The sequence below is a fragment of the Dactylosporangium sp. NPDC049525 genome (assembly GCF_040676755.1).
Lineage (GTDB): Bacteria > Actinomycetota > Actinomycetes > Mycobacteriales > Micromonosporaceae > Dactylosporangium.
The window spans coordinates 88,180-114,509 of record NZ_JBFAPO010000010.1; the positions used below are offsets into that span (position 1 = coordinate 88,180).

Annotated in this window: 29 protein-coding genes and 1 pseudogene; 22 read left to right on the top strand and 8 right to left on the bottom strand. The window is 70.4% G+C overall.

All coding sequences use genetic code 11. The features are described 5' to 3' along the window. Window positions 1–3: 3 nt before the first annotated feature. Entirely contained in the window at window positions 4–1,134 is a 1,131-nt protein-coding gene (locus AB0K00_RS17415) for a hypothetical protein (RefSeq protein WP_363521847.1), read from the bottom strand. 269 nt (window positions 1,135–1,403) lie between these two features. On the opposite strand from AB0K00_RS17415, the gene AB0K00_RS17420 reads away from it, so the two are divergent. Together AB0K00_RS17420 and AB0K00_RS17425 are read left to right on the top strand one after the other, a co-directional pair. Further along, window positions 1,404–3,068 (top strand): lectin, encoded by a 1,665-nt coding sequence (locus AB0K00_RS17420; RefSeq protein ID WP_363521850.1) that lies wholly within the window; start codon window positions 1,404–1,406, stop codon window positions 3,066–3,068. 142 nt (window positions 3,069–3,210) lie between these two features. Beyond that, entirely contained in the window at window positions 3,211–3,522 is a 312-nt protein-coding gene (locus tag AB0K00_RS17425; RefSeq protein ID WP_363521853.1) for a hypothetical protein, read from the top strand. A gap of 4 nt (window positions 3,523–3,526) precedes the next feature. Here the strand turns inward: AB0K00_RS17425 and AB0K00_RS17430 are convergent, their stop codons facing one another. Further along, on the bottom strand, window positions 3,527–5,089 hold the full coding sequence (locus AB0K00_RS17430; RefSeq protein ID WP_363521855.1) for a hypothetical protein: 1,563 nt from the start codon (window positions 5,087–5,089) through the stop codon (window positions 3,527–3,529). A gap of 117 nt (window positions 5,090–5,206) precedes the next feature. Next, entirely contained in the window at window positions 5,207–6,091 is an 885-nt protein-coding gene (locus AB0K00_RS17435) for a helix-turn-helix domain-containing GNAT family N-acetyltransferase (RefSeq protein WP_363521858.1), read from the bottom strand. A 59-nt stretch (window positions 6,092–6,150) separates the two neighbouring features. On the opposite strand from AB0K00_RS17435, the gene AB0K00_RS17440 reads away from it, so the two are divergent. The 12 genes from AB0K00_RS17440 (at window position 6,151) to AB0K00_RS17495 (ending at window position 18,641) form a co-directional block, all read left to right on the top strand. Then, entirely contained in the window at window positions 6,151–6,825 is a 675-nt protein-coding gene (locus tag AB0K00_RS17440) for a hypothetical protein (RefSeq protein WP_363521861.1), read from the top strand. Beyond that, the gene (locus AB0K00_RS17445) at window positions 6,818–7,231 is read left to right on the top strand and encodes a DUF2809 domain-containing protein (protein ID WP_363521864.1); all 414 of its coding nucleotides are present in this window, start codon (window positions 6,818–6,820) and stop codon (window positions 7,229–7,231) included. Before AB0K00_RS17440 ends, AB0K00_RS17445 begins: the two co-directional genes overlap by 8 nt. 64 nt (window positions 7,232–7,295) lie before the next feature. Then, window positions 7,296–10,109 carry a glycoside hydrolase family 9 protein gene (locus AB0K00_RS17450; protein WP_363521866.1) on the top strand — a complete coding sequence of 938 codons (2,814 nt, stop codon included), beginning with the start codon at window positions 7,296–7,298 and terminating at the stop codon, window positions 10,107–10,109. Window positions 10,110–10,160: 51 nt separating this feature from the next. Beyond that, window positions 10,161–10,463 (top strand): hypothetical protein, encoded by a 303-nt coding sequence (locus AB0K00_RS17455; RefSeq protein ID WP_363521869.1) that lies wholly within the window; start codon window positions 10,161–10,163, stop codon window positions 10,461–10,463. After that, window positions 10,460–10,993, top strand: coding sequence for a ferredoxin (locus tag AB0K00_RS17460; RefSeq protein ID WP_363521872.1), 534 nt, complete (start codon window positions 10,460–10,462; stop codon window positions 10,991–10,993). The genes AB0K00_RS17455 and AB0K00_RS17460 overlap by 4 nt, the downstream gene beginning before the upstream one ends. Continuing rightward, on the top strand, window positions 10,990–11,532 hold the full coding sequence (locus AB0K00_RS17465) for an adenylyl-sulfate kinase (protein WP_363521874.1): 543 nt from the start codon (window positions 10,990–10,992) through the stop codon (window positions 11,530–11,532). The genes AB0K00_RS17460 and AB0K00_RS17465 overlap by 4 nt, the downstream gene beginning before the upstream one ends. Before the next feature lie 24 nt (window positions 11,533–11,556). Further along, on the top strand, window positions 11,557–11,877 hold the full coding sequence (locus tag AB0K00_RS17470) for a peptidyl-tRNA hydrolase (protein ID WP_363521877.1): 321 nt from the start codon (window positions 11,557–11,559) through the stop codon (window positions 11,875–11,877). Further along, window positions 11,874–12,119 carry a hypothetical protein gene (locus AB0K00_RS17475; protein WP_363521880.1) on the top strand — a complete coding sequence of 82 codons (246 nt, stop codon included), beginning with the start codon at window positions 11,874–11,876 and terminating at the stop codon, window positions 12,117–12,119. The genes AB0K00_RS17470 and AB0K00_RS17475 overlap by 4 nt, the downstream gene beginning before the upstream one ends. A gap of 547 nt (window positions 12,120–12,666) precedes the next feature. Next, window positions 12,667–14,847: a peroxidase family protein gene (locus AB0K00_RS17480; RefSeq protein ID WP_363521883.1), complete on the top strand. Its 2,181-nt coding sequence runs from the start codon at window positions 12,667–12,669 to the stop codon at window positions 14,845–14,847. Window positions 14,848–15,051: 204 nt separating this feature from the next. After that, on the top strand, window positions 15,052–17,493 hold the full coding sequence (locus AB0K00_RS17485; RefSeq protein ID WP_363521886.1) for a PQQ-dependent sugar dehydrogenase: 2,442 nt from the start codon (window positions 15,052–15,054) through the stop codon (window positions 17,491–17,493). An 81-nt stretch (window positions 17,494–17,574) separates the two neighbouring features. Further along, window positions 17,575–17,937 (top strand): VOC family protein, encoded by a 363-nt coding sequence (locus AB0K00_RS17490; protein WP_363521889.1) that lies wholly within the window; start codon window positions 17,575–17,577, stop codon window positions 17,935–17,937. Between the two features lie 407 nt (window positions 17,938–18,344). Next, window positions 18,345–18,641 (top strand): hypothetical protein, encoded by a 297-nt coding sequence (locus AB0K00_RS17495; protein ID WP_363521891.1) that lies wholly within the window; start codon window positions 18,345–18,347, stop codon window positions 18,639–18,641. A 322-nt stretch (window positions 18,642–18,963) separates the two neighbouring features. Here the strand turns inward: AB0K00_RS17495 and AB0K00_RS17500 are convergent, their stop codons facing one another. Continuing rightward, window positions 18,964–19,398, bottom strand: coding sequence for a hypothetical protein (locus tag AB0K00_RS17500; protein ID WP_363521893.1), 435 nt, complete (start codon window positions 19,396–19,398; stop codon window positions 18,964–18,966). Between the two features lie 33 nt (window positions 19,399–19,431). Here AB0K00_RS17500 and AB0K00_RS17505 point away from each other — a divergent pair, with 33 nt between their 5' ends. Continuing rightward, window positions 19,432–19,626 carry a hypothetical protein gene (locus AB0K00_RS17505; RefSeq protein ID WP_363521896.1) on the top strand — a complete coding sequence of 65 codons (195 nt, stop codon included), beginning with the start codon at window positions 19,432–19,434 and terminating at the stop codon, window positions 19,624–19,626. A gap of 763 nt (window positions 19,627–20,389) precedes the next feature. Here the strand turns inward: AB0K00_RS17505 and AB0K00_RS17510 are convergent. Together AB0K00_RS17510 and AB0K00_RS17515 are read right to left on the bottom strand one after the other, a co-directional pair. Beyond that, on the bottom strand, window positions 20,390–20,635 hold the full coding sequence (locus AB0K00_RS17510; RefSeq protein ID WP_363521899.1) for a hypothetical protein: 246 nt from the start codon (window positions 20,633–20,635) through the stop codon (window positions 20,390–20,392). A 76-nt stretch (window positions 20,636–20,711) separates the two neighbouring features. Then, window positions 20,712–21,293, bottom strand: a complete 582-nt coding sequence (locus tag AB0K00_RS17515; RefSeq protein WP_363522158.1) for a hypothetical protein — start codon at window positions 21,291–21,293, stop codon at window positions 20,712–20,714. On the opposite strand from AB0K00_RS17515, the gene AB0K00_RS17520 reads away from it, so the two are divergent. The 5 genes and pseudogenes from AB0K00_RS17520 (at window position 21,214) to AB0K00_RS17540 (ending at window position 24,121) form a co-directional block, all read left to right on the top strand. Further along, on the top strand, window positions 21,214–21,741 hold the full coding sequence (locus AB0K00_RS17520; RefSeq protein ID WP_363522142.1) for a VOC family protein: 528 nt from the start codon (window positions 21,214–21,216) through the stop codon (window positions 21,739–21,741). The genes AB0K00_RS17515 and AB0K00_RS17520 overlap by 80 nt on opposite strands. Window positions 21,742–21,753: 12 nt before the next feature. Continuing rightward, window positions 21,754–22,323 (top strand): hypothetical protein, encoded by a 570-nt coding sequence (locus tag AB0K00_RS17525; RefSeq protein ID WP_363521901.1) that lies wholly within the window; start codon window positions 21,754–21,756, stop codon window positions 22,321–22,323. Between the two features lie 5 nt (window positions 22,324–22,328). Next, the gene (locus AB0K00_RS17530) at window positions 22,329–22,838 is read left to right on the top strand and encodes an HIT family protein (RefSeq protein WP_363521904.1); all 510 of its coding nucleotides are present in this window, start codon (window positions 22,329–22,331) and stop codon (window positions 22,836–22,838) included. Between the two features lie 78 nt (window positions 22,839–22,916). Next, window positions 22,917–23,167 (top strand): annotated as a pseudogene (locus tag AB0K00_RS17535) (IS630 family transposase); the annotation flags it as partial. A gap of 180 nt (window positions 23,168–23,347) precedes the next feature. Then, window positions 23,348–24,121: a maleylpyruvate isomerase N-terminal domain-containing protein gene (locus AB0K00_RS17540; protein WP_363521907.1), complete on the top strand. Its 774-nt coding sequence runs from the start codon at window positions 23,348–23,350 to the stop codon at window positions 24,119–24,121. 55 nt (window positions 24,122–24,176) lie between these two features. Here the strand turns inward: AB0K00_RS17540 and AB0K00_RS17545 are convergent, their stop codons facing one another. Beyond that, entirely contained in the window at window positions 24,177–24,317 is a 141-nt protein-coding gene (locus tag AB0K00_RS17545; RefSeq protein ID WP_363521910.1) for a hypothetical protein, read from the bottom strand. A gap of 25 nt (window positions 24,318–24,342) precedes the next feature. Between AB0K00_RS17545 and AB0K00_RS17550 the strand changes: the two genes are divergently transcribed. Continuing rightward, window positions 24,343–25,119: a tRNA(His) guanylyltransferase Thg1 family protein gene (locus tag AB0K00_RS17550; RefSeq protein WP_363521912.1), complete on the top strand. Its 777-nt coding sequence runs from the start codon at window positions 24,343–24,345 to the stop codon at window positions 25,117–25,119. A 71-nt stretch (window positions 25,120–25,190) separates the two neighbouring features. Here AB0K00_RS17550 and AB0K00_RS17555 read toward each other — a convergent pair whose 3' ends face one another. Next, window positions 25,191–25,817, bottom strand: coding sequence for an NAD(P)H-dependent oxidoreductase (locus AB0K00_RS17555; protein ID WP_363521914.1), 627 nt, complete (start codon window positions 25,815–25,817; stop codon window positions 25,191–25,193). A gap of 84 nt (window positions 25,818–25,901) precedes the next feature. Between AB0K00_RS17555 and AB0K00_RS17560 the strand changes: the two genes are divergently transcribed. After that, a complete protein-coding gene (locus AB0K00_RS17560) occupies window positions 25,902–26,324 on the top strand; it encodes a MarR family transcriptional regulator (protein ID WP_363521917.1) in 423 nt (140 codons plus the stop codon). Window positions 26,325–26,330: the final 6 nt, after the last annotated feature.

Below are 26,330 nucleotides of genomic sequence, written 5' to 3' on the forward strand. Positions count from 1 at the left end.
TCGTCAGAGTGGCGCCGGTGGGGGCGGGTCGAACGGCACGCCCGCCTGCCGCAGGTCGGTCAGGAGGCGGACCATGTCGTTCTCGAGCGCGCCCTCCTTGACGAGGTCGATCCAGCTGCCGCTCTGCAGCTCCCGCCGGCTTGCGGCCGACGGCAGCGGCACGAACGTGAAGGCGTCCACGGGCCGTCCGTTGATCTCGATCGTCACCGGCACCTCCTCGTAGGCCCTGCGCTCCAGCCGGGTCAGCCGCTCCTTCTCCCACCAGGACATCTCGTAGGCGACACCGTCAAACCAGTCGTCCGCGTCGCCGGTCTCGACGATGGTCGTGCGGTCCGCGGGCCGGTCGATCATCGCGGTGATGTTGCGCTCCCAGCGGCGCAGGATCGCCACGCCGAGGCGCTGTGATCCGGGAGCGTCCTGCGCCATCTTCCGCGATGCCATGTGCACGCCCCAGCCGAAGTAGACATAGGTCCGGGACAGGTCGCGAATGCCCTGCGGGGTGAGCGCCTGCGATTTCCTGGCCTGCTCGACGAGCAGGTGGTGCAGGTCGCCGGCGGCGTTGGTGTCCCGGACGATGAAACCGATCTTCGCGCGGCCGACCGGTCCGAACCGGCCCGGTTCCCGGCTCTCGAACAGCAGGTTCACGAGGGGATTCCGGCCCCGGGGGTCGACGACCGCGATGTCGCTGTGGCCGGTGTATTCGAAGTCCGCGACCATGCGGAACTGCTCCGGGTACTTCTCCAGCAGCCGCGCGTAGCCTTCCGCCCAGCTGGCCGCGACGACGCCCCCCACCTGGATCCGCACGATTTCGACGTTGTTGACCAGTGCCGCCTCTTCCGCCTGCAGCAGCGCCCGATAGATGGGCGAATTGCGTTCGTGGTGGAATCCGCGGCCGACCCGGTAGACCGTCTCCTTGGCGTTGCGAATGCTGGCGGCGAGCTTCTTGTAGTATTCGCGCTCCTGGGTCTCGTCGGTGAGGTCGAAGTATTCGGCGCGCTGTTCGACGGGGGGCGGTGGCCGGCGTCGGCTTCGGAGAAAGTCCCAGCGCAGTGTCATCAGGATTCCGGTCAGCGCGATGATTGCCCCGAGTCCCTGCCAGGCCGGCTCACTGAGAATCCGCGAGAGCTGCGACACGTATCGTCATCCCACCCTGGCGATCGGAGATCGTCTACTTCCACCGGAAGACGCTCATGGTAGTCGAGTGACCCATGGAGCGTAATCACCATCCGGTGATGCTCGGTGGACCTTGCGGCCGCCGTCGACGGGCTGGTCGGAGCGCCGGGGGAGCCAAAGCGGAATCTAAGCCAGTAACAATGATCTCTTCACATGGGGAGAGATCGCCGCAAACTACGCTCACCGACGATTAGGAAAGTTGACGAACGGATCGGTGAGGGGAACACGGCATGGGGATCTCGCGGCGGACGGTCATCGCGTCCGGGCTGGCGGTCGGCGGGGTCGGGGCGGCGGCGTTCTACGCGACGCCGAGCGGCATCGCGGCCAGTGCCCCCGGCGACGTGGTCGGCAAGGTCACCGTCGGCTACCAGGGCTGGTTCGCCGCGCCCGGGGACGGTGCGCCGATCAACGGCTGGTGGCACTGGAGCCTGAACTGGTCGCAGGCGCCGACGCCGAGCCAGACCGCGGTGCACTGCTGGCCGGACATGCGCGAGTACACCAAGGGGTACCGGACGGGGTTCAGCAACCTCGGCAACGGCCAGCCCGCGACCCTGTACTCCTCCTACGACCAGCAGACCGTGGACACCCAGTTCCGCTGGATGCAGCAGCACGGGTGCGACACCGCGGCGCTGCAGCGGTTCAACCCGTTCGGCGGCGAGGGGCCGACCCGCGACGCCATGGCCGGCAAGGTCCGCCAGGCCGCGGAGGCGACCGGCCGCAAGTTCTACATCATGTACGACGTGTCCGGCTGGACCGACATGCAGGCGCAGATCAAGCAGGACTGGACGGCGAAGATGTCGGCGCACACCGCGTCCGGTGCCTACGCGCGGCAGAACGGCAAGCCGGTCGTCGGCATCTGGGGCTTCGGCTTCAACGACGGCAACCACCCGTGGAGCGCCGCCGCCTGCCTCGACGTCATCGCCTGGTTCAAGGCGCAGGGCTGCTACGTGATGGGTGGCGTGCCGACGCACTGGCGGCTCGGTACCGATGACTCACGGGCCGGCTATCTCGACGTCTATCACGCCTTCGACATGCTGTCGCCGTGGATGGTCGGGCGGATCGGCGACGCGGCCGGGTCCGACTGGTTCTACACGAACCGCACCGTGGGCGACAAGGCCGACTGCGACGCCCGCGGCATCGACTACCAGCCGTGCATCCTGCCCGGTGACATGACGGCGGGGCAGCGCGCGCACGGCGACATGATGTGGCGGCAGTTCTACAACATGGCCCGCGCCGGTGTGCAGAGCGTCTACATCTCGATGTTCGACGAGTACAACGAGGGCAACCAGATCGCCAAGACCGCCGAGGACGCCTCGATGGTGCCCGCCGGCTCCGGCATGCTGGCCCTGGACGCCGACGGCACCAGGTGCTCGGCGGACTACTACCTGCGCCTCACCGCCGACGGCGGCCGGATGCTCAAGGGACAGCTCCCGATCACCGCGACCCGCCCGACCCAGCCGGTCGTGGCTGACGGCGGCGGCGGGGGTACGATTCCCGCCACCGGCACCGTCACGTTGCGTGCCCGCGCCAACGACCGGTACGTCACCGCCGAAGGTGCCGGCGCCGCCGCGCTCATCGCCAACCGGGCCGCCGCCGGGCCGTGGGAGCAGTTCGACCTGCTCGACGCCGGCAACGGCGACGTGGCGCTGCGGGCCCGGATCAACGGTCTCCTCGTCTGCGCCGAGCAGGCCGGTGCCGCGCCGCTGATCGCCAACCGCGCCGCGATCGGCGGCTGGGAGCGGTTCGGCCTGATCCGCAACGCCAACGGCACGGTCAGCCTGCTGTCGCGGGCCAACGGCCGGTACGTGTGCGCGGACCAGGGCGGCGCCGTCGCGCTGATCGCGAACCGGACCGCGATCGGCCTGTGGGAGCAGTTCGACCTGACCACCCTCTGAGCCACCGGCCGGGCACCCGGGGTGTGCGGGCGTGGGGGCGTCCCGGCGTCCCCGGCCTTCACACTGCGCAGTGCTGTGCGGCCCTGTGCGGCGCCGCGCGTGGGACACTCCGAGGTGACGGCGGCGGGTGACGGAGGGCGACATGGACCTGCACTGGGGCGCGTATGACCTGTCCACGGACCTCGGTGGCGCGCGGCGACTGACCGTGCACGGGCTGGAGACGGCCGGCCTGGAGGTGTGGGTGGCCGACGACACCGAGTACTTCGTGTCCGGGGGCAACGACGCGGTGGCCGTCAACTTCACGCTGACGCAGCTCAACGATGACGACGTGCACGTGGCGATCGTCGTCACCTCGACGAACGGGACGGCCGAGGCGGTCCGCAACCTCGTGCGGGAGCTGGCGCAGGGTCATGCCGTGCCGGGCTACGCCCCGCCGCCGATCCCGCATCTCTGAGCGGTCATCGGTAGCGGCGGTACAGCAGCGTCGGCAGCACGTGCGCGTAGAACATGAAGGCGCGGAACGGCTGTGTGCGCACGGCGGCGAGGCCGAAGTCCGCCAGGAGTGGCGTGCTGGTGAACGGCGGTGCCGACATGGTCGCCGATTCGTCGATCTCGTCGTACCAGCGCCCGTCGGTCCAGGCGCGCACCTTGAGGTAGACGCCCCCGGCCGGTGTGTAGTACACGTTGACGACTTTGGCGTCCAGGGCGAGCGCGATCGGGTCGGTGGCGAGGTTGCCGCCGAGGTCCTGCTCCGGCAGCCAGGTGCGGCCGTCGTCCAGCGACGTGAGATATGCGAGCCGCTTCGCCGGTGTGCGGTAGTAGACCTCGAGGTGGGCCGGGTTCAGTGACACGACGCTGGGCTTGCCGGCGATGGAGGCCGCGATCTTCTGCTCGTCGTGCCACTGCCCGTCCGCGAACCAGCGCCGGCCGAGCATGCCGTCCGGGGTCCGGTAGAAGACGTCCGTGCGCCCGCCGCGGACGCTGATCGCCGCGGGGCCGGACGCCATGGTGCCGCCGAGGCGTTGCGGTGGCGCCCAGCCGGTGCCGTTCGCGTCCTCCGGCAGCCCGAGCTCCGGCGCCCACCGCGTGTGCCACAGTTCGTCGCCGCTGCGGTAGCACACGTCCAGGCTGCCGGCGCGGTCCGAGGACGCGGCGACGTCCAGCGCCGCGTTGGGCAGGCGGATGGTCATGGGGGCGCGCCAGTGCTCCGACACCCCGACGGCGTGCGTGATCTGCGCGGGGTCCGGGTTGGGCCCGCTGCCGATGGCGGCGGCTCCCGGGGCCCGGCGGTTCACCCAGAACACGTCGACGCGGTCGGGCGCCCACGACACCGCGGTGACCGACGGGAAGCCGATGGCCGCGTGCGGGATGTTCGACGACGGCTCGACCCACCCGGGCAGGTGCGGGATGGGCGGCGGCGCCGGCACGCGGATGCTGGTGCTGACCGACGTCGAGTCGCCGTTGCGGTTGAAGGTGGTGAACGTGTACCGGTAGTCCGCCGCCAGCTGCTGGACCAGGTCCCAGTACATGGTCGCGAAATGCTCGGGCGGTCCGGGCTGCGGATCCGGCGGATAGGTGTAGCGCAGCAGCCGGCCGTCCGGGCCTTCGCGGTAGATCTTGAGTTTCACGGTGTTCGGGTCGTTGATCGTGCCCCAGGACAGCCGGACCAGGTTCGGGGGGACGAGGGTGGCCTGCGGGTTGATCACCGCGGCCGCCGTGGCCGGCGGTGGCGGAGGGGTCGGCGTGACCGGGGTCCGTGGTGTGGTCACCCGTTTCGTCGAGCACTCGCCGTCGGGGGATCCGTAGTAGGCGCAGACGGTGTACGTGTAGGTCGTGTCGGGCTCGCAGGACTGGTCGGTGAGGCTGTTCCGGGAGATCCAGCCGGTCATCCACGCGCCGGCCGGCGGCGGCGGATCCCGGAAGACGGCGACGCCGGTCGCGTCGTCGGGCAGCACCCATTCGAGGATCACCCAGCGGGGCGCGGCCGCGAAGGCGGTGTAGATCAGCGGTGGGCCAGCCATCGGACTCCCCTTGCCGTTCGGGCCGCGTGGTTCGCCGCCGACCGGACCATCGTCTCCGGCCGGGCACGCGCCGGCATCAGCAGAACTACGGACCGTGAGTGCCGGGGATCCGACGGATCAGAGGGGCTTTTCGAACCAGTGGTGGGCGTAGGCCTCGTCGTTGTAGGCGGGGACCTCCTTGTAGCCGCTGGAGCGGTAGAGGGCGATCGCCTCGACGAGGTTGCGGTTGGTGTCCAGGCGCACGGAGTGCCGGCCGGCCTCGGCGGCGCGCCGCTCCAGGTCGCCGAGGATGCGCCGGCCGAGGCCGAGGCCGCGCACGGTGCCGGACACCCACAGGCGCTTGATCTCGGCGGGTCCGTCCCGGTGCAGCTTCAGCGCGCCGCAGCCGACCGGCTCGCCGGACAGGGTCGCGAGCAGGAACACGCCCTTCGGCGGGATCAGGTCCTCGTCGTCGACGGGGTTGCTGACCGTCGTGTCGAAGCCGTCGTCGAAGCGCTGCGACAGCTCCCGGGCATACGCGCGCAGGCACGAGCGGGCCCGCGGGTCGCCGGGCGGGCACGGGGCGAGCTCGACCATCGAGGCCATGAGCAGCCGCTCCACCTCGGCCATTGCGGTCGCCAGGCGGCCCCGCTGGCCGGCGCTGAGCGGGCCGAGGATCGACTGCGCCAGGTCGTCGGACTCGCGGTCGAGCACCGCCCACTCGGCCCGGCCCTCGGCGGTCAGGGTGGCCTCGCGGACCCGGGCGTCGCCACCCGTGCCGGCGGAGACGACGACGAGACCGTCGGCCTCCAGGGACCGCAGCAGCCGGCTCAGGTAGCCCGCGTCCAGGCCGAGGCGGGCGCGCAGCGCGGCGACCTCGGCGCCGCCGGGGCCGATCTCCCACAGCAGCCGGGCCTGGCCGAGCGGGCGGCCGCGGGACAGGTACTCGTCGTCGAGCGCGCCGACGCGCTGCGTCACGGTTCGGTTGAAGCGGCGCACGGTCGCCACCAGTTCGTCGTTCACATGTCTGACTATAGTCAGGTAACCGAGGGTGGTGGCAAGGGGCAGGCATACTCGGCGCCGTGACTCGATCAACCGGATGGATCCTCGCGCTGGCGGCGCTGATGCTGCTCGGCTGCATCGGCCCGTTCGCGGACACGTTCGACGAGGCGGTCCAGGACACCCCGGCCGACTACGACGAGTGCTGCGTCGGCGCCGACCGGGTGATGCTGGAGAAGCTCGCCGGCGTACCGGTGACGCCGGTGCAGGGCGGCGACCTCGCGGAGTTCCGGGTCGACGCGGTCGCGACCACGAAACAGCTCGACGCCGCCGTGGAGCAGGGCGTCGTCTGGGACCGCGACGGCGACGGGCTGATCGCCCCCGACGACACCCACGAGTACGTCCTCGCACTCGTCACCCGTCTGCCCGGCGCCGACCCGAAGGTCCGCCCGTCGTCGGTCGTCACCGTCTTCACCTTCACGCAGTGCCCGCCGACGACCGGAAGCCCGTCCGCGTCGCCGTCCCCGCGCAAGACCCCGTCGGCGGCGCCCACATCGCCGTATCCCTGCGCCCGGACGGTCCACGAGTCGGACTGGATCCTGGTGGACGACGATGCGGCGGCCATCCCGTCGGCGATCCTCGCCGTCCGCGTCCCCCTCGGCTTCACCGCACTGCTCAGCGGCGACCGGCCCCGCCAGGGCGACCCCGCCGTCGACCTGCACACCGGCCGCGCCGTAAAGTTCCCGTCCCGTGTCTGACCGCGCCGCCCGCCTGTGGGCCCTCGCCGCCGCCGGGGCGTTCCTGGCACTCGCCTTCGCCATCCGGGCCGTCGACGACGGCGCGCTGCGCCAGTACTCCGGCACCGCGCTCTACGCGTCGATGATCTACGCCGGGGTGTTCTTCATCCGGCCCCGAACGACCCCGCTGGTGGCCGGTGCCGCCGCGGTCGCCTTCTGCTGGGCGATGGAGGTCTTCCAGCTCACCGGCGTCCCGGCCGAACTGTCCGACCGCAGCCTCCTGGCCCGGTACGTGTTCGGCGTGAAGTTCGACCCGGTCGACCTCGCCTGGTACCCCGTCGGCGTCGTGCCCCTGGTCCTGGCGCACCTGCTGGTGCTGCGAAAGTTTCACAGCGCGACCAGGGCGGACACCGCCGCACGACGGTGAAACCCCCGCTCCGGGGCGGTGGCAGGGTTCAATCCGCGCACCGCACCCGGAGAGGAGCACCACCATGCGCAGGAGGATTCTCGGCGCAGTCGCGGCGCTCGGGGTCGCCGCCGCCACGACGATCATCGCCGTGGCCGCCTCGACCCCGGCCGCGGCCGCCCCCGCATACAACTACGCCGAGGCACTGCAGAAGTCGATCTGGTTCTACGAGGCCCAGCAGGCCGGGACGAAACCCGCGTGGAACCGCGTCGGCTGGCGCGGCAACGCCGCCACCACCGACGGCGCCGACGTCGGCCTCGACCTGACCGGCGGCTGGTTCGACGCCGGCGACCACGTCAAGTTCGGCTTCCCGATGGCGTTCTCCACCACCATGCTCGCGTGGGGCGCCGTGGAGTACCGCGACGCCTACGTGCAGTCGGGCCAGCTGACGAACCTGGTCAACAACCTGAAGTTCGTCAACGACTACTTCATCAAGGCGCACCCGTCGGCGAACGTCCTCTATGGACAGATCGGCGCCGGCAACCCCGACCACGCCTGGTGGGGCCCCGCCGAGGTGATGCCGATGGCACGCCCGTCGTACAAGATCGACGCCACCTGTGGCGGCTCCGACCTCGCCGGTGAGACCGCCGCCGCCATGGCCGCCTCGTCGATCGTGATCCGCCCCACCGACGCGACCTACGCCGACAAGCTCGTCACCCACGCCAAGCAGCTGTACGCGTTCGCCGACTCGGTACGGCGCAAGTACAGCGACTGCATCACCGACGCGGCCAGCTACTACAACTCGTGGAGCGGCTTCAACGACGAGCTCGTCTGGGGCGCCATCTGGCTCTACCGCGCCACCGACGACGCCACCTACCTCGCCAAGGCCGAGGCCGGCTACGACAACCTCAGCAACGAGAACCAGACCACGACGAAGTCCTACAAGTGGACGATCGCCTGGGACGACAAGTCGTACGGCTGCTACGTGCTGCTGGCGAAGCTCACCGGCAAGCAGCGCTACGTCGACGACGCCAACCGCTGGCTCGACTACTGGAGCGTCGGCGTCAACGGGCAGAAGGTGCCCACCTCACCCGGCGGCCAGGCGGTCCTGGACAGCTGGGGTTCGCTGCGGTACGCCGCCAACACCAGCTTCGTCGCCCTGCTGTACAGCGACTGGATCACCGACGCCACCCGCAAGGCCCGCTACCACGACTTCGGGGTCCGCCAGATCAACTACATCCTCGGCGACAACCCGCGGCACGCCAGCTACATGATCGGCTTCGGGGCGAGCCCGCCGCGCAACCCGCACCACCGCACCGCGCACGGCTCGTGGACCGACCAGATCACCAACCCCGAGATCTCCCGGCACACCCTGTACGGCGCGCTCGTCGGCGGACCTTCGTCACCGAACGACGCCTACACCGACAGCCGCTCCGACTACGTGATGAACGAGGTCGCCACCGACTACAACGCCGGGTTCACCTCGGCCCTGGCCCGGATGTACCGCGAATACGGCGGCACCGCACTCACCGGCTTCCCGGTCGCGGAGACCCCCGACGGCCCCGAGATGTACGTCGAGTCCTCGCTCAACACCACCGGCAACGGTTTCACCGAGGTCAAGGCGATGGTCTACAACAAGTCGGCGTGGCCGGCGCGGACCCTCGACCAGGGCTCGTTCCGCTACTACTTCACCCTCGACGGCACCACCACGCCGTCGCAGATCTCGCTCACCAGCGCCTACAACCAGTGCTCCGCGCCCACCGGGCCGACCCTGCTCAGCGGCAGCACCTACTACGTCACCGTCAGCTGCGCCGGGCAGAAGATCGCACCCGCTGGGCAGTCCGCGTGGCGGCGCGAGGTCCAGTTCCGCATCACGTCCGCGGGCAGCTGGGACACCACCAACGACTGGTCGTTCCCGACCGGCGGCGCCACCCAGGCACCCAACACCCACATCACGCTGTACGACGGCGCCACCAAGGTCTGGGGCGACGCCCCCGGCGCCGGCCCGGTCGACACCACCCCGCCGTCCACGCCCGGCACCCCGGCGTTCACCAACGTCACGTCGACGTCGGTCACCGCCGGCTGGGCGGCGTCCACCGACAACGTGGGCGTCGCGCAGTACCGGGTCTCCTCGCCCACGGGGCTGGTCGGCACCACGACCGGCACGTCCCTGGCGATCACCGGGCTGACGCCGTCGACCGCGTACAGCTTCACGGTCGTCGCCGTGGACTCGTCGGGCAACGCGTCGGCGGCGTCGGCGGCCGGCACCGTCACCACCGCGGCGTCCACCGGTGACGTCACCGCGCCGTCGAAGCCTGGCACCCCGGTCGCGTCGGCGGTCACCAGCAGCGGCGCGACCCTCACCTGGGCCGCGTCCACCGACGCCGTCGGCGTCACCGGCTACGACGTCCTGCGCCTCGGCGGCACCGCCGGGCCGGTCGTCGTGGCCACCGCCACCGGCACCACCGCCGCGGTCACCGGGCTGACGGCGTCCACGGCGTACCAGTTCGCGGTCCGCGCCCGCGACGCCGCCGGCAATTTGTCCACGGTGTCCGACCCCGTCGCGGTCACCACGACCGGCACCTCGACGGGCAAATCCTGCGAGGCCACCTACCGCGTCACGAACCAGTGGGGCGACGGCTTCAACGGTGAGGTGACCGTGCGCAACTCCGGCGGTCAGGCCATCACCGGCTGGACGGTCACGTTCACGTTCCCCGGCAACCAGCGCGTCACCAACGGCTGGTCCGGCGTCTGGTCCCAGACCGGCGCGGCCGTCACCGTCCGCAACGCCGACTGGAACGGCGCCCTCGCGCCGGCCGCGTCGACGGCGGCCGGGTTCGGCGCCTCGTTCACCGGCACGAACACCAACCCGGCCACGGTCACCTGCACCGCGACCTGACGCCCCTTCGGTAGCCCCGGCGTTCCCCGCGCCGGGGCTACCATCGGTGTAATGACCGACGTCGTGATCGACCTCGACACGCCACCGCCCGCGTCCGGCCCGTCGCCGGCCCGCGGTCGCGGCGCTGCGGTCCGCTTCGCCGCCGTCGCCGCGTTCGGCCTGCTCGCCGCGGCGCCGGCGACCGCACCCGTGCCGATGTCGGTCGCGCACCAGCTGCCGATCCCCAGTTACTGCACGGGCGCCCCGATGCCCGGCGGCCGGCTCAACATCGTCGAGGGCGGCATCTACGTCATCCTCGACGGCCCCACCCGGACCGTCATCAGCACCGGCCCCTGCCCGCGCTCGCCCCGATGACCTACTGGGACCCGCTGCCGACGGTGGCGCTGCTGGACGCCGGATCCCTATTCCTCGGCACGTGGCCGCAGCGGGACTGGCGCAACGTCCCCGGCCCGTTCTACGGCGCGGAGACCGACAACTGCTGGACCGGCCGCCTGCACGCGCCCGACCTGGTCCTCTACGACGACGGCTACGGCTCCGAGTTCGTCTACCGCCAGCCGCGCGACGAACTCGAGACCTGCGACCTGCTCGAAGCCGTCTTGGCGGATCCGTTCGGCGGCTACGCCATGGACGGCGACCAGCACTGGGCCCCGGCCGATGTCACGGCATGGTGGCGTGACCGGCAGCGGATCATCGAATGGACCGTCAAGGCCGCGGCCGTCTGGCGGATCTCCGAGCGCCCCGAAGAGCGCGAGGTCGTCGACGGGCTCACGGCATACGGCGCGTCCTTCGACAGCGGTGCCCTGCTGGAGCACCTGCGGCAGTACACCTTCTGGCTCGAGCACGGCCGGCCTGCCCGGGACGGCGAACGGCTGCCCGAGCTGTGAGCGACCGCAGCGAAGTGCTGTTCCTCGGCGGCAGGTCCGGGGTCGGCAAGAGCAGCGTCGCCGTCGAGCTGCACGTCCAGCTGTCCGACGCCGGGGTGCGGCACTGCGTCATCGAGGGCGACAACCTCGACCTTGCCCATCCGCCGCCGTGGGAGCACCGGCTCGCGGAGCGCAACCTCGCCGCGATGTGGGCCAACTACCGCGACCTCGGCTACCGCCGCATGATCTACACGAACACCGTCAGCGTCCGGTACGTCGCGGAGCTGACCGCCGCGATGGGCGACGACCCGCGCGTCACCGCGGTCCTGCTCACCTCGTCCGACGCCACGGCCCGGGAGCGGCTCGCCCGGCGTGAGATCGGCACCGCCCTGCAGCGCCACGTCGAGCGCAGCGACGCCGCGGCCAGGGCGCTCGATGCGTCCGCGGCGCCGTCGGTACACCGGATCCCCACCGACGGCAGAACTGTCAGCGAGCTCGCAGCCGAGGTGCTGGCCTTGACCGGCTGGCATCGCTACCATCGAGGCATGCCGCACTACTAGGTCCGCATTCCGCGTCTGTATCTGGTGACCCGCGCCGATCTTCCGCCCGGGACCCAGGCCACGCAAGCGACCCACGCTGCGCTCGACTTCGCCGTCGCCCACCCTGATGCGTTCCGCGACTGGCACACCGATTCCAACACGCTCGTCCTGCTCGCCGCGTGCGACGAGGACGCCCTGGATCGGTTGTGCGCCAAGGCGAGCGCCGCCGGCCACCGGCACGTCAGGTTTCACGAGCCGGACCTCGACGGCGCGCTGACCGCCGCCGCGCTCGAACCGGCCGCATACAGGCTTCTCTCGCACCTCCCTGTTGCCCTTCGTGGAGCACGAGGGGAGGTGAAATCATGACCACCGACCTCATCGCGGACCCTTCGGACCTGCCGAAGGCGATCCGCTGGCTGCAGGCCAAGGTGCTGCGGCAGGCCGCGGCGCTGGACACCCTCAACCGGCGGGTCGTGTCCCAGCGGCTCGTGCTGCGCACGCTGGACGAGCTCGGCCGGTCGCTGACCGCGGACGAGTTCCGCGCGGCCCGCGACCGCGTCGCCGACGACCGGCACCGTGACCGGATCGACGAGGCCCTCTTGCCCTGATCGATCACACTGGGGTGGCCCCGGCACGGGGCGGGGCCACCCCATCCAAGCCCTGATCAAGCCTGATCCAAGCCTCAGGGGCCCGACGGCCGGGCAGCTGTCTCTAAAACAGCGTGTAGCGGGTTCGATTCCCGTCTGAGGCGCCGCACGAACTGAACAATCAAGGTTCTTAACAAAAACTGGTCAAACTCATGCGCATCTATTGACCCCAGTCTGGAGCAGGTCCAGACTGGCCCCACGGCGCCGGCCATCCCGCCTGCCGAGCCGAGACCCGGCCGACACGCGTGACGCGTCATCGGACCAGACCCCACATTCCCTGCGTGTCCTCCTGCTTCGCCGTCCTCCCGGCTGAACGGCACGCGACGCACTGTGCGTTCAGCAGGAAACTCGGGCACGGACACGAACATCGGGCACGCCACACGCGAGGCTTCCCAGCCACGCGGGAGGAGCCATGTCTCGTTCTTCCAGCCCGGACCATCACCCGGGCAACCCCCGCCTGCGCCGGCGACTCCGGCGCGCGCTCCACTTAGTCGCACTCGGCGGCACCATGACCAGCCTCCTGGTGCTCGGCGCCCACCCAGCCCAGGGCGCCGTCGCCTTCGAGGTGGAGAGCCTCGACGGCAGCCGCAACAACCTCGCCCGGCCGACCCAGGGCCAGGTGGGCACCGCCTACTCCAGGGTGGCCGCCGCGCGCTACGCCGACGGCCGCAGCCAGCCGGTGACCGGGCCGAACAGCCGCCAGGTCAGCAACCGGATCTTCAACGACACGCACCAGAACCTGTTCTCCGAGCGCCGCGTCACGCAGTGGGGCTGGACGTGGGGTCAGTTCCTCGACCACACCTTCGGCCTGGCCGCGGGAGGCACCGAGTCCGCGAACATCCCGTTCAACGCCGGCGACCCCCTCGAAACCTTCACCAACACGCTCGGCGTGATCCCGTTCACCCGGGACCTCGCCGCGACGGGGACCGGCGTCACCAACCCCCGCCAGCAGATCAACACCGTCAGCTCCTACATCGACGCGTGGGCCGTGTACGGCGGTACGCAGCAGCGCCTCGAATGGATGCGGGACGGGCCGTATGACAACAACATCGCCAACAACGCCGCGACGCTGATGCTGCCGGGCAACTACCTGCCGCGCAGGACGGCCCGGGGCAACCCGGCCGCCGCCCCGACGATGAACGTCGACGGCCGGCTCGCGGCCAACCCCAACAACGCCGCCGTCGCCGGCGACGTGCGAGCCAACGAGAACGTCGCCCTCACCGCGACGCACACGCTCTTCGCCAGGGAGCACAACCGGATCGCGGCCCTGCTGCCCGGCTCGCTCAGCGCGGAGGACCGGTTCCAGATCGCCCGGCGGATCGTGATCGCCGAGCAGCAGTACATCACCTACAACGAGTTCCTGCCCGCGATGGGCGTCAACCTGCCCCGGTACACCGGCTACAACGCGAACGTGAACACCGCGCTGAGCAACGAGTTCGCCGTCGTCGGATACCGCGCGCACAGCCAGATCCATGGTGAGTTCACGGCGGAGACGCAGGCGTCGCGTTACAGCGCGGCCCAGTTGAACGCCTTCCGGGCGCAGGGCCTGGAGGTGGAGGTCGACGGCGCGGACGTGTCCATCGGCATCCCGCTGAACGTCGCGTTCTTCAACCCGGACCTGCTGCCGGCCATCGGCCTCGGGCCGTTCATGACCAGCCTGTCCGAGTCGCAATACAACAACGACGAGATGATCGACAACCAGCTGCGCAGCGTCCTGTTCCAGGTTCCTGTCCCGGGCAACCCGGCGTGCCTGGACGGCCCCACGCTGCCGGCGTGCTTCAAGGGGGTCGTCGACCTCGGCGCGATCGACATCGAGCGCGGCCGGGACCACGGCATGCCCAGCTACAACCAGCTCCGGCAGGCGTACGGGCTCCCGGCGAAGACCTCGTTCACGGCCATCACCGGCGAGGCCACCGACGCGTTCCCGGCCGGCTCCGGCGCCGACAACCCGAACAGCCTCGAGTTCCTGCGGACCGCCGACATCGACGGCACCGCGACGGTCGTCGGCGATGCCGACGGCTCGACCTCGGGGGTGCGCCGCAGCACCACCGCCGCCCGCCTGCGCGCGGTCTACGGCAACGTCAACAACGTCGACGCCTTCACCGGCATGATCGCCGAGCGGCACGTGCCGGGCAGCGAGTTCGGCGAGCTGCAGCGCGCGATCTGGACCAGGCAGTTCCTCGCGCTGCGCGACGGCGACCGGTTCTTCTACGGCAACGACATGGGGCTGACGTCGATCGCGAGCCAGTACGGGATCGATTTCCACACCACGCTGGCCCAGGTCATCGCCCGCAACACCGACACGCCGGCCGCCGACATCAACCCCAACGTGTTCCTGGTCCCGGACGACGACCTGCCCGCCACCACGTGCAAGGTCGCCTACCGGGTGATCACGACCTGGACCGGGTTCTTCCAGGTCGACATCAGCCTGACCAACCAGTCCGGCGCCCCCTTCAACGGCTGGAACCTGCAGTGGCAGTTCGCCAACGGCCAGAACTTCTCGCAGGGCTGGAACGGCACGTTCAGCCAGAACGGGGTGACGGCGACCATCGCCAATGCGAATTGGAACGGCACGCTTGCCGCCGGCGCGACGCTGACGGGGGTGGGCTTCAACGGCACCTGGGACAATGTCACGGGCGCGCTGCCGGTGAACTTCACGGTCAACGGCAAGCGCTGCGCACTCGGCTGACCTGACAATGCGGGCCTGAGGATGCCCTGCGCCGTCTCGGCATCCTCACGGCCTGCGGTGTGCCATTTCGGGCCCTCCACTTGACCGGATTCGCGACGGTACATATTGTGCGACTTCGATAAGGAAAGTTGACTAACAACTACGGACCGCTGCCGAACGACCGGAGTGCCGCCCTGCGGCGCCGGCGTCAGGAACGGAGACCCGATGAACTCCCCATCGATCAGGCGCATCCTCGCCGTCCTCACCGCCGCGATCTGCGTCGCCGCCCTCGAGGTCGCGGCCTCCACCCCGGCCCTCGCCGACACCGTCGGCCCGATCACCGGCGTCGCGTCCGGCAAGTGCATCGACATCCCCGGCGGGACCACCGTCAACGGCACCCAGGTGCAGCTCGGCACGTGCAACGCCAGCGCCGCGCAGACCTGGACCGTCGGCACCGACGGCACGATCCGCGCGCTCGGCAACAAGTGCCTGGACGTCGCCGGCGGCGTCAACGCCAACGGCACCAAGGTCCAGATCTGGGACTGCGCCGCGACCAACCCCAACCAGCAGTGGACCTACAGCAGCTCGGCCCGCACGCTGGTCAACCCCGCCACCGGCAAGTGCGTCGACGTGGTCAACGGCAGCACCGCCGACGCCGCCAAGCTGCACATCTGGACCTGCATCGCCGCGCTGGGCAGCCAGCAGTGGAACCTGACCACCGGGCCGCCACCCGCGTTCACCGACTACCAGGCCGAGAGCGCGACGATCTCGCAGGGCCTGGTCGAGTCGAACCACGCCGGCTACACCGGCACCGGGTTCGTCAACTACGACAACGTGACCGGCTCCTACGTCCAGTTCACCGTGTCGGTGACCACGGCCGGCAACTACCCGCTGACGTTGCGGTACGCCAATGGCACCACCGTCGACCGGCCGATGGACATCACCGTCAACGGCACACCCGCCGCGCCCGGGCTGACCTTCCCCGGCACCGGCGCCTGGACGAGCTGGGCCGAGAAGACCGTCACCGCGAACCTGGCCGCCGGCACGAACACGGTCCGCGCCGCCGCCACCACCGTCAACGGCGGGCCCAACCTGGACCGGTTGCGGGTCACCGCGCCCTCGGACAGCCAGCCGCCCACCGCGCCGAGCAACCTGCGCGTGGTCGGCGCGGTCCGGCCCAACGGCGCCGACCTGGCCTGGAACGCCGCCACCGACAACGTCGGCGTGGCCCGCTACGTCATCTACAACGGCGGCAACGTGATCGCGGAGGTCGGCGGCAACATCGTCGCCGCCACCGTGACGCTGCAGCCGAACACGTCCTACGTGCTCAGCGTGCTGGCCTACGACGCGGCCGGCAACCCGTCGCAGGGCAGCAACAACCTGGCCGTCACCACCCCGCCCGGCACCGACACCCAGCCGCCCACCACGCCGGGCAACCTTCGTACCACCGCGATCACCGCGAACACGGTGTCGTTGGCCTGGAACGCCGCCACCGACAACGTCGGCGTCCGGGGCTACCGTGTCTCGCGCAACGGCACCCAGATCGCGGACGTGCCGGACCTGACCGCGTCGGACACCGGCCTCACCGCCGCGACCACGTACCAGTACACGGTGCTGGCCTACGACGCCAACGGCAACACCTCACCGGCCAGCCCGGCCCTCGCGGTGACCACCTCGACGCAGGCCGGCGGCGGCGACCCGATCTTCGACCGGAACGTCAACACCGCGATGGACCTGCCGTGGGGGATCGCCTTCCTGCCCGACGGCAGCGCGCTGGTCGCCGAACGGGACCGGTTCGAGATCGTCCGGGTGACCCTGGCCGGGCAGAAGACGGTGGTCGGCACCATCACCGAGGCCGTCACCACCAGCGGCGAGGGTGGCCTGCTGGGCCTCGCCGTCGGCCCCAACTTCGCCACCGACCACTGGGTCTACGCCTTCCACACGGCGGCGTCGGACAACCGCCTGGTCCGCTTCAAGTTCGAGAACGGCGCCATCGGCCCGCGTGAGGCCCTCGTCACCGGCATCGCCAAGAACCGGTTCCACAACGGCGGGCGGGTCAAGTTCGGCCCGGACGGCTACATCTACATCACCACCGGCGACGGTCAGGACAGCAGCCGCGCGCAGAACCTCAACTCGCTCAACGGCAAGATCCTGCGGGTCACCACGACCGGCGCGCCCGCGCCCGGCAACCCGTTCGGCACCCGGGTCTACAGCCTCGGCCACCGCAACCCGCAGGGGCTGGCCTGGGACTCCCAGGGCCGGCTGTGGTCCTCGGAGTTCGGCGACAACACCTGGGACGAGCTCAACCTGATCACCCCGGGCTCCAACTACGGCTGGCCGACCTGCGAGGGATCCTGCAGCAACCCGAGCTTCGTCAACCCGGTGCGGCAGTGGAGCACCTCGTCCGCCTCACCGAGCGGCATCGAGATTGTCAACGACTGGATCTACATGGCCGCCGTCCGGGGTACCCGGCTGTGGGTCATGAAGATCACCGGCAACACCACCGACACGCCGCGGGCCTTCTTCAACGGTTCCTGGGGCCGGCTGCGGACGGTGGTCAAGACCCCGGACGGCGGGCTCTGGCTCACCTCGACGAACAACGACATGAACGGCGGCACACCGACGGTGCTCAACAACGTCATCGTGCGATTGCGCTTCACACCGTGACCGGTGCGGGCCCGTGGCCACATGCCACGGGCCCGCACCGCCGCCGTTAGGGTCCGGCGCCGGCCGGGTAGCAGACCGGGTATGTCCGCACACATCGCACAGTGCGCGATCGACGCCACCGACCTGGTCGTCATGTCCCGCTTCTGGTCCGCCGCCCTCGGCTACACCGCCGGACCCGAGGAGGAGGGCGGCATCCACCTCTTCGGCGCCGACGGCGTGCCGTCGGTCTTCCTGCAGCGCGCCGAGACCCCGAAGCCTGCCAAGAACCGCGTGCACCTCGACCTCGTCGCGGACGGCGACGTCGAGGCCGCGGTGGTCCGGCTCGTCGGCCTCGGCGCCCGCCCCGTCGACGTCGGCCAGACCGGCGCCGAACCCTTCACCGTCCTCGCCGACCCCGAGGGCAACGAGTTCTGCCTGCTGCACGTCGACCCCCGGGGCGGCTGACACAATGCATTGATGGGCAGCACCAGCAGGGCTACGTCGCTGCGTGCGGGTGGATCCAGCTGGTGCGCAGCAGTGACGGCGGCCCAGGGTTCGCCTCGACCTCCTTGCAGTGTTCCGCGGGGTCGACACCCGTACGCGTTCTTCGGCATCAAACCGGTCTTCTTCGACGCCCCGTTCCGCAGCCGCTATCCGACGCTGCCCGGCTACACCCTCGTGGTGCCCCGCGAGCACGTCGAGGACGTGATCAGGGACCTCACCCCGGCGGCGTACCTGCCGCCTGCAGGCCGTGGTGCACAAGGTCGCCCGCGCCATCGGCGAGGTGCTCCAACGATCCCGGTGATGCCGGCGTTGGGCGCGGTGCCCCGCCTGTTCGACACGGCGACCGTCGCACCGGAAGGATCAGCGGCATGAAGCCCTCGTTCGCCGCGGCTGTCCTTCTCGTCGCTGTCCTGTCCGGCTGCGGTTCTGACCCCTCGCCGGCACCGGCCACGCCTTCCACCCCGGTGGCCGCCCCGACCTCCGGCTCGACGTCCGGCGGCAATACGGCCTCGCCGATGGTCGCGAACCTGTGCTCGCCGGGGAAGGACATGGGCTGCGGCACCCCGGACGCGGAATGCTCGACGAACCGGCTCGGGAAGCAGTTCGTCCTCGACGGGGTCGTCTACACGTGTGGCGGGGAGAAGCCGTACAAGTGGCGGCGATGACCGCGTCCTGCCTGGCGGCCCGTTCTGCGACTACCACCGCATCGAGTTCTTCGGCGAGGAGCAGCCCACCGACGCCGATCGGTTCCTGATGATCCTCCGCAACGACCCGACGCTGCGCCCGCCGGGATGCCGTTGCCGGAGATTCGGCATGTGGACCTCGACGCGCCCGACCCGGAAATCTCGAAGTTGACTGCTCCGTAGCCGGAGCCGACCGAGTCGAGGCGGTGGGGGCCGCGGGGAGGCGCCCGACCATCGGAGCAGGGTGGTCGGGCTCCGTGCCGTCCGGTCAGGTCATGAAGAACGGCGAGGTCGGCGTCTAGGCTTACGCGTCCGGCTGGATGTCGGCGATGATCGTGCGGGCCGCGAAGGAACATGCCGAGCACTGCGCTGATTGCCAGACCTGCCAGAACCTCAGCGAACTCCTATCGGCGGTCGCGGCGGTCCATATCATCAACCCGCCGCCGATGGACTCCTGGACCCGGCCCGCAAGGTCAGCCGGTCCGCCGCCGGAAGTGGCGACCTCGCTCCGGACCTGTTCGCCCTCAATGGCTTGGTCAAGCGCCGGACGACGCTCAGCCTGGTCATGTTCATCACGCTTGTGGTCGCGGTCGTTTCCGCACTTGTCGTCCAGCTCGTCAGCGGTCCGTAAGGGCTGGCACTGTTCGATTGAGAGACGCCGTCGAGCGCGCGTGTCCAGTTGCCATGGAGCGGCCGGGCGTCCTGCTGCGCGCCACCTGCCGAGCATGTGCTTCGACACGGAGCCTGATCCGGCCCGCAGGACGATGGAAGCATGAACGAGTACAGGGAGATCGTGTCGGAGATCCTCCGTACTGATGGCGGGGGAGAAGCCTGGATCGAGATGGACCTGTCCGGGTACCTGACGGAGCGGTGCACCGGGTGCGGCACCGCCGAGCCGGCGGTGGCGTTGGCGCCCGCGCTGCAGTGGCTGACCAGACATGCGTCGCTGTGTACGGCGCGGCGGTAAGTCGCCGGTCGATGACCGAAACGCCGTGACCTGCGATGATGGACGGCGATTTCGGCGGCCTCGCCGTAGCCGATGGGCAGCACGCTGGATGCGCCGTACGGCGTAGAGTCGGTCGGCGCTCGTCTTCGACGCCACCGCCATCGCATCGCTGTTCGCCTCGTACCGTGAGCCGTGGACGGCGTGGAAGCGCGCCAACGAGGACCGCCTGAAGATCGGGTTCCCCACCACGGCGATGGTGGAAGCGGCAGTGATGGCAGGTGTCCGGAAGTCCGCATGGGATGCGATCCTGCGGGCGCCGGGTGTCGAGGTGCTACCGCTTGGCGCCGCCGCTGCGGTTGAGATCGGGGAATGGCCGCCAGGGTCGACGATCGGGGCCCGCCATTCCTTGTGGGAGGCTCGGCAGCTGGAGTGTCCGCCCATGACCCGTGACACGAGCCTGTATGCGCCCCCGGCATCGTGACCCTGATCGTCGTGTAGCTACTCGCACCCGTCGCCTTCGTCGACGAGCCGCTCCGGTTCTACGAACGTCAAGTCGCCGAAGTCGCAGCCGCTCGCCCTCAACAGCTCCTGCAGCCGCGCGGTCGTGCACCAGTGTTCTGCGCCCCACCGGTCCACCGCGGTACCAGGTGCGAGCCCCGCGGCCGTCAAGGTCCAGCCACGTCTCCTCGACCCGCCAACCCGGGGCGTGAAGAACCGTTACAGGTCCATGATCGGGCCGGGTTCGCGCAGGTCAAGAGGCGGCGGGGAACTACAGCGGTGTGGTTCAGCGGCGGAACACGTACACGCAGAGGACCGCCGACGAGTCCGGGAACGACACCGTCGACATCGACACCGGAATCCAGCCCATGTCGGCAAGTTCCGACAGGATCGAGCTCGGATCATCGTCGGCCTTCGTCGGATACGTGCGGTGCTTGGGTTGCTCGCCTTGATGCGGCAGCAGCGTCAGCGAAAACTGGTAGACGCGCCCCTTGCGGCCTCGGGCGGCGGCGACAACAGGATGGTCAGCCATGAGCGGATCCTTAACCGTCGATGGGCGACACGCCGGGCAGGGTGGGGGTTCCGGCGCGTCGCGGGCCGGCTCAACGTCACTCCGTCGACCAGTCGAACACGTTCCCGTCCCTGGACTGATATTCGACCATCGTCGCCTTCTTCCCTGCCGGTGCCGTGAACGTCACCCAGCCGCGGATACACCGCCCGACTTTGATCGTCCGGTCCGTGATCGGGTACTCCGGGGCGTCGAACTGCTGGTACGTCACCGACGACGGGGTTGCGGTCGTCCCGTCCGCGTACACCAGCGACCACGGGTCGTTCGTCACGTACAGGTAGTCGTAGTTCGGGCCGAGCACGTCGGCGCACACCTGCACGTCGGCGGATGCCCACTCCATCCCCGCTGCCTGCGGCTTAGGTGCCTTCAGCGCGGTCGGCTGCCGGACGGAGAACGCGGTCAGGCGGGCGCTGCTGCCGTCACTGCTGAACGGTTGCGCGGTACCGAGCTTCGGGCCCGCGGCAATAGTCGACGACGGTGACGGAGCGGCGGGCGAGGTGGTGGCCGCAACCGTGCTCGAGGCCGGCGACGTAGCCGCGGCAATGGTGGTCGCGGCGTTGGGTGTCTCCGTGGAACCGCAGGCGGCGAGCAGAAGCGGTACAGCGAGCAGGGCGCGGCGCACGGGGGCTCCTGTTGTCGGGATCCCCGATCCTGCCGACTGTGACCGCGGCGTGCCAGTGGGTCACCCGGGCGGACTAGCCCGCCGTTCGGCCGTACGGGGCAGCCGGCGAACAGCCGGCGGGCACCGATCGGGCCGGTCGGTGCAGGTCGGCACGTCGGTCGAAGGGCGATACGTGGAGCAGTGCGGGGCTGGACCACTGGCCGGACCTGAACGCAAACCGGGGACTGAGATCGGTGGTGCGGAGCTTCTCGATCAGGCAGGCGCGGTACGTCCGCGAGCCGGAGGCCGAACGACTCTCGTCCTTTCGTTTTCGATACTGGCAGTCGGCCTCGGCCTCGGCGCCCGCCCCGTCGACGTCGGTCAGACCGGTGCCGAGCCCTTCACCGTCCTCGCCGACCCCGAGGGCAACGAGTTCTGTCTGCTGCACGTCGGCCCCCGGGGCGGCTGACACAATGCATTGATGGGCAGCACCAGCATCCCGTTTCGGCTGCGGTCGGTCGCGGGCACCGTCGAGGCCGGCGTGGTTCGCAACAATCACCCGGTCGAGCTGGGCTGTGGCCTGCTCGACGCGTCGGTCCCGGCCGCCGCCGCGTTCAGCTTCCCGGTGTGTACGGCGCAGATCCAGCACCCCGCGCAGGGCTACGCCGCGGCATGCGGATGGATCCAACTGGTACGCAGCAGTGACGGCGGCCCAGGGTTCGCCTTCGACCCCCTGGCGGTGTTCCGCGGGGTCGACACCCCGTACGCGTTCTTCGGCATCAAACCGGTCTTCTTCGACGCCCCGTTCCGCGCCGGCACCGGGGACCTCGACTGGCTGGCGTACAACTTCCTGTGCTTCAGCCCCGACGCCGTCATGAGCCGCCGGGTCCACGCCGCGATCGGCTTCAGCTGGGGCTTCCGACGCCGGGACGGCCAGCTCACCTTTATCCACCCGATGCACGTCGGCCCGGCGGCCTGGGACGACCGCCTGCCCGTGCTGCGCGCCGCGTTCCCGTCCTGGACCTTCACTCCCGGCTTCCGCGAGGACTGAAACGCATGCCCCTCGACGAGCCGGGTGCTCGGGTGCCGCTGGACCTTGCCGCGTACGAGCGGCGGGTGCGGTCGGGGCCGTGCTTCATCTGCGCGTTCCTCGACGGCGAGCCCGGATACGAGCACGAGCTGCTCTACGACGACGGTGCCCACGCCGCGTTCCTCAGCCGCTATCCGACGCTGCCCGGCTACACCCTGGTGGTGCCCCGCGAGCACGTCGAGGACGTGATCAGGGACCTCACCCCGGAGGCGTACCTGCGCCTGCAGGCCGTGGTGCACAAGGTCGCCCGCGCCGTCGGCGAGGTGCTCCAGCCGGAGCGCACCTACGTGCTGTCCCTCGGCAGCATGCAGGGCAACGCCCACGTCCACTGGCACGTGGCCCCGCTGCCACCGGGCGTGCCGTACGAGCGGCAGCAGTACCACGCCCTCATGGCCGAGCACGGCGTCCTGCCGCAGACCCCGCAGCAACGCACCGACCTTGCCACCCGCATCCGCGCGGCACTGGCGGCCGGCTGAGAACACCATCCGGCGGCGCCGATGGCTCGACGTCGAAGCGGTGGCGGCGGCGGGGCCGGAACCGGTTGGACGAGACGGAAGGAGTCCACCGACCCCGGCTACCACGCCAAACTCGACCGGATCGAGCGCGTCCTGGACCGCTTCCCGGACCGGACTTCGCGTTCGACGAGTTCGGCCCGCTCGGCATCCGCCCGACCGCCGACTGCAGCTGGGTCGAGCAGGGACGGCCCGACCGGCTCCCGGCGACCTACAAGCGCACCCATGGCGTGACCTACTTCCATGGCTGCTACTCGATCGGCGACGACACCCTGCGGAGCATCAACCGCCGGTCCAGTGGTCCTCATAGAGGTTGTACTCCGATCTGGAAGCAGTGGCGGCCGAAGTCGCCGTTGGCGAGCAGTGCGTGGAGTTTCAGGACGGCTTCGGCGCCGGCGCTCCGGCCGGCTGTCGACGCGTTCGTCCGGCAAATTCGCTACCCGTCGGCCGGAGCGCACTGATACACAGCTGAGGTGCAAAACATTTTGGAGTTCCCCGAGGTCCTGCGGCTGATCGAAGACCGCTCGGCCGCGTTCCGCGCCGCGATCGCGTCCGCCCCCGACCTTGACGTCCAGGTCCCGACCTGCCCGGACTGGACGCTGCGCGAACTGGTGCAGCACCTCGGCGACGGCCGCCGCCGCCAGGCCGCCATCATCGCGGCGGGCCCGGGCGCTGAGCCCCCGGCGAGGACGGACCCGAAGGGCGCCCCGACCGCGCCTCGCGACCGCGAAGCCCTGGACGCCTGGCTCGCCGAGTCGACCGAGCTCATGCTCGATGCGATGCGCGAGGCCGGCCCGGACCGCGGCTGCTGGACCTGGTGGGGCCACTCGCAGGCCCCGGAGACCAGCGGAGCCGTGGCCCGGCACCAGGTCCAGGAGATCGCCGTCCACACCTACGACGCCCAGCTCACCCAGGGGACCGCACAGCCGCTGCCGACGGACGTCGCGGTCGAGGGCGTCGACGAGTTCCTGATGACCGTCTCGGCGACGACCGTCCCCTGGCCGTTCAAGCCGGCGACCATCGACCTGCACACGACCGAGGGCCGCTCCTGGCGCCTGACCCTCAACGCCGATGGCGTCCGCTGCGACGACCTCGCCGCCGACGCGGAGCCGGGCGATATGGCGATGCGAGGCGCTGCGAGCGAACTGGTCCTCTACTTCTACGAGCGCGTCCCGCTCGACGGCCTGGAGATCACCGGCGACCCCGAGCCGATGGAGCAGCTCGCAGACTGGGACCCAAACGCGTAAACGCGCACTTGTGACGCATCTGCCGGTTGTGAGCGGGCGCCGCTAGGGCCCGGGGTTAGCGCAGGGCCTCGCGGCCGATGCGGATCACCCGGCCGTGCACCGTGCGCAGGATCACGTCCCGCACCGTGTCCTCGTCAGCCGGCACCAACTGGGCGATCAAAACCGCGTGCGCCGGGTGGTCTTCGCGTGTTGCCATCGAGTGCGGGAGGCGGGGGGAGCGCATGGGCGTCGATCGGGACGGGCTCGGGGACCGGATGAAGGCGTACGAGCGGGTGACGCAGGCGGTCCTGCCGCGGCGCACGCACACGGTGCTGCGGGTGGACGGCCGGGCGTTCGGCAGCTATCTGCGTGGTGCGCAGAAGCCGTACGACCTGGCGTTCATGGCGGACATGGACGCGGTTGCCGAGGCGTTGTGTGCGGAGATCTCCGGCAGTGTCTTCGCCTACGTGCAGTCGGATGAGATCTCGGTGCTCGCGATCGACTTCGCGGCGACCGGGACGCAGCCGTGGTTCGGCGGTGAGGTGCAGAAGTGGTGTTCCGTGGCCGCTTCGGTGGCGACGGTGACGTTGAACGCGCGGCGGCCGGGGAAGCTCGCGATGTTCGACGCGCGGGTGTTCACCGTCGCGGACCCGGTCGAGGTCGCCAGGTATTTCATCTGGCGGCAGCGCGACGCGGTGCGCAACAGCATCTCGATGGCGGCGCGGGCGGTCATCCCGTACCAGCGGTTGGACGGTGTCCACTCCGGTCAGGCGCAGGAGCTGCTGTTCGCCGAGCACGGCATCAACTGGAACGACTACCCGGCCGGCTGCAAGCGGGGGCGGGTGGTGGTGAAGGCGTCGGGGGAGCGGGACGCGACGTTCGTGCACAAGCGGACCGGGGTCGAGGAGACGGTGACGGCGCTGCGGTCGTGGTGGGAGACGCGGCCGGCACCGCACTTCACGGCGAACCCGGACGGCTTCCTCGCCACGACGATCCCGCCCCTGCCCGCCTTCGCGTGAGGTCCCGCATCGAAGCGTGAAGGCCAGGAGGTGCCGGGGCGCCCCCTGGTCTTCACGGTTGCGGTCGGGGGTCAGAAGCGCTTGGCGGCTTCGGTGGCGTCGGCGGTGGCCAGGGCGCGGCCGGCGGCGGCGTCGGCGGTGGCGAGGTTCGGGCGGAACGTGACGGTGGTGAGGTCGGTGATGCCGGCCCAGCGCAGCCAGTCGTCGAAGTACGGGCGCTGGAAGTCGGCGCCGAACGCGGAGCCGCGGCCCTCGCCGTAGACGGCGCTGGTGTAGATGACGGCGGCCTTGCGGCCGGTGAGCAGGCCGGTGTAGCCGGCGACGGGGTCGAAGCCGAAGACCAGGCCGGGCTGGCTCACCACGTCGATGAACTGCTTGAGGATGTAGGGGACGCCGGCGTTCCACATCGGCACTGAGAAGAGCAGCTTGTCGGCGTCGGCGAAACGGTCGAACGCGGCCCGTGCGGCGGCCCAGGCGGCGGCGCCCTCGCCGGTGGGCTCGACGCCTGCGAAGACGTCCATCTTCGCGCCGGCGGCGGCGGGGCCGAACTGCGGCAGCGTGCCGTCCCACAGATCCCATTCGGCGACGGTATGGGCGGGGTGCTGCTCGCGGTACACCTGCAGAAAACGCGACGCGAGCGCGAGTGACTCCGAACGGGTGCCGCGCGGGGATGCCGAGATGTGCAGCAGCTTGACCATGTCAGACCTCCAGAAGAAAGTGTGTGCGCACGCACTAAGTTAGCCAGATGCGTGCGCGCGCACAAGAGTTGGTACGGTGTGACGATGGACAACACGGCCGCCTGGGCGGGCCTGCTGCGGGTGCACGCCGCGCTGGTCCCCGTGCTGGACCAGGAGCTGCAGGCGGCCCACGGCCTGCCGCTGACCTGGTATGACGTGTTGCTGGAGCTCAACTCCGCCAAGGACCGGCAGCTCACGATGGGGGAACTGGGCGCGAAGGCGGTGGTCAGCCGCAGCCGCAGCAGCCGCGTCGTGGACGAGCTCACCCGGGCGGGCCTGGTCGAGCGGGTCGCGAACCCGGCTGACGGGCGGTCCGCGTTCGCCCGGATCACCGCCGCCGGCCGGGCCAGGCTGCGCGCCGCCGCACCCACCTACCTCGCCGGCATCGAGGCGCACTTCACCAGCAGGATGACCCCGGCGGAGGCGCGCACCGTGGCCGCCGCATTGGAAAAAGTGCTCAAGGGGTAGATACTC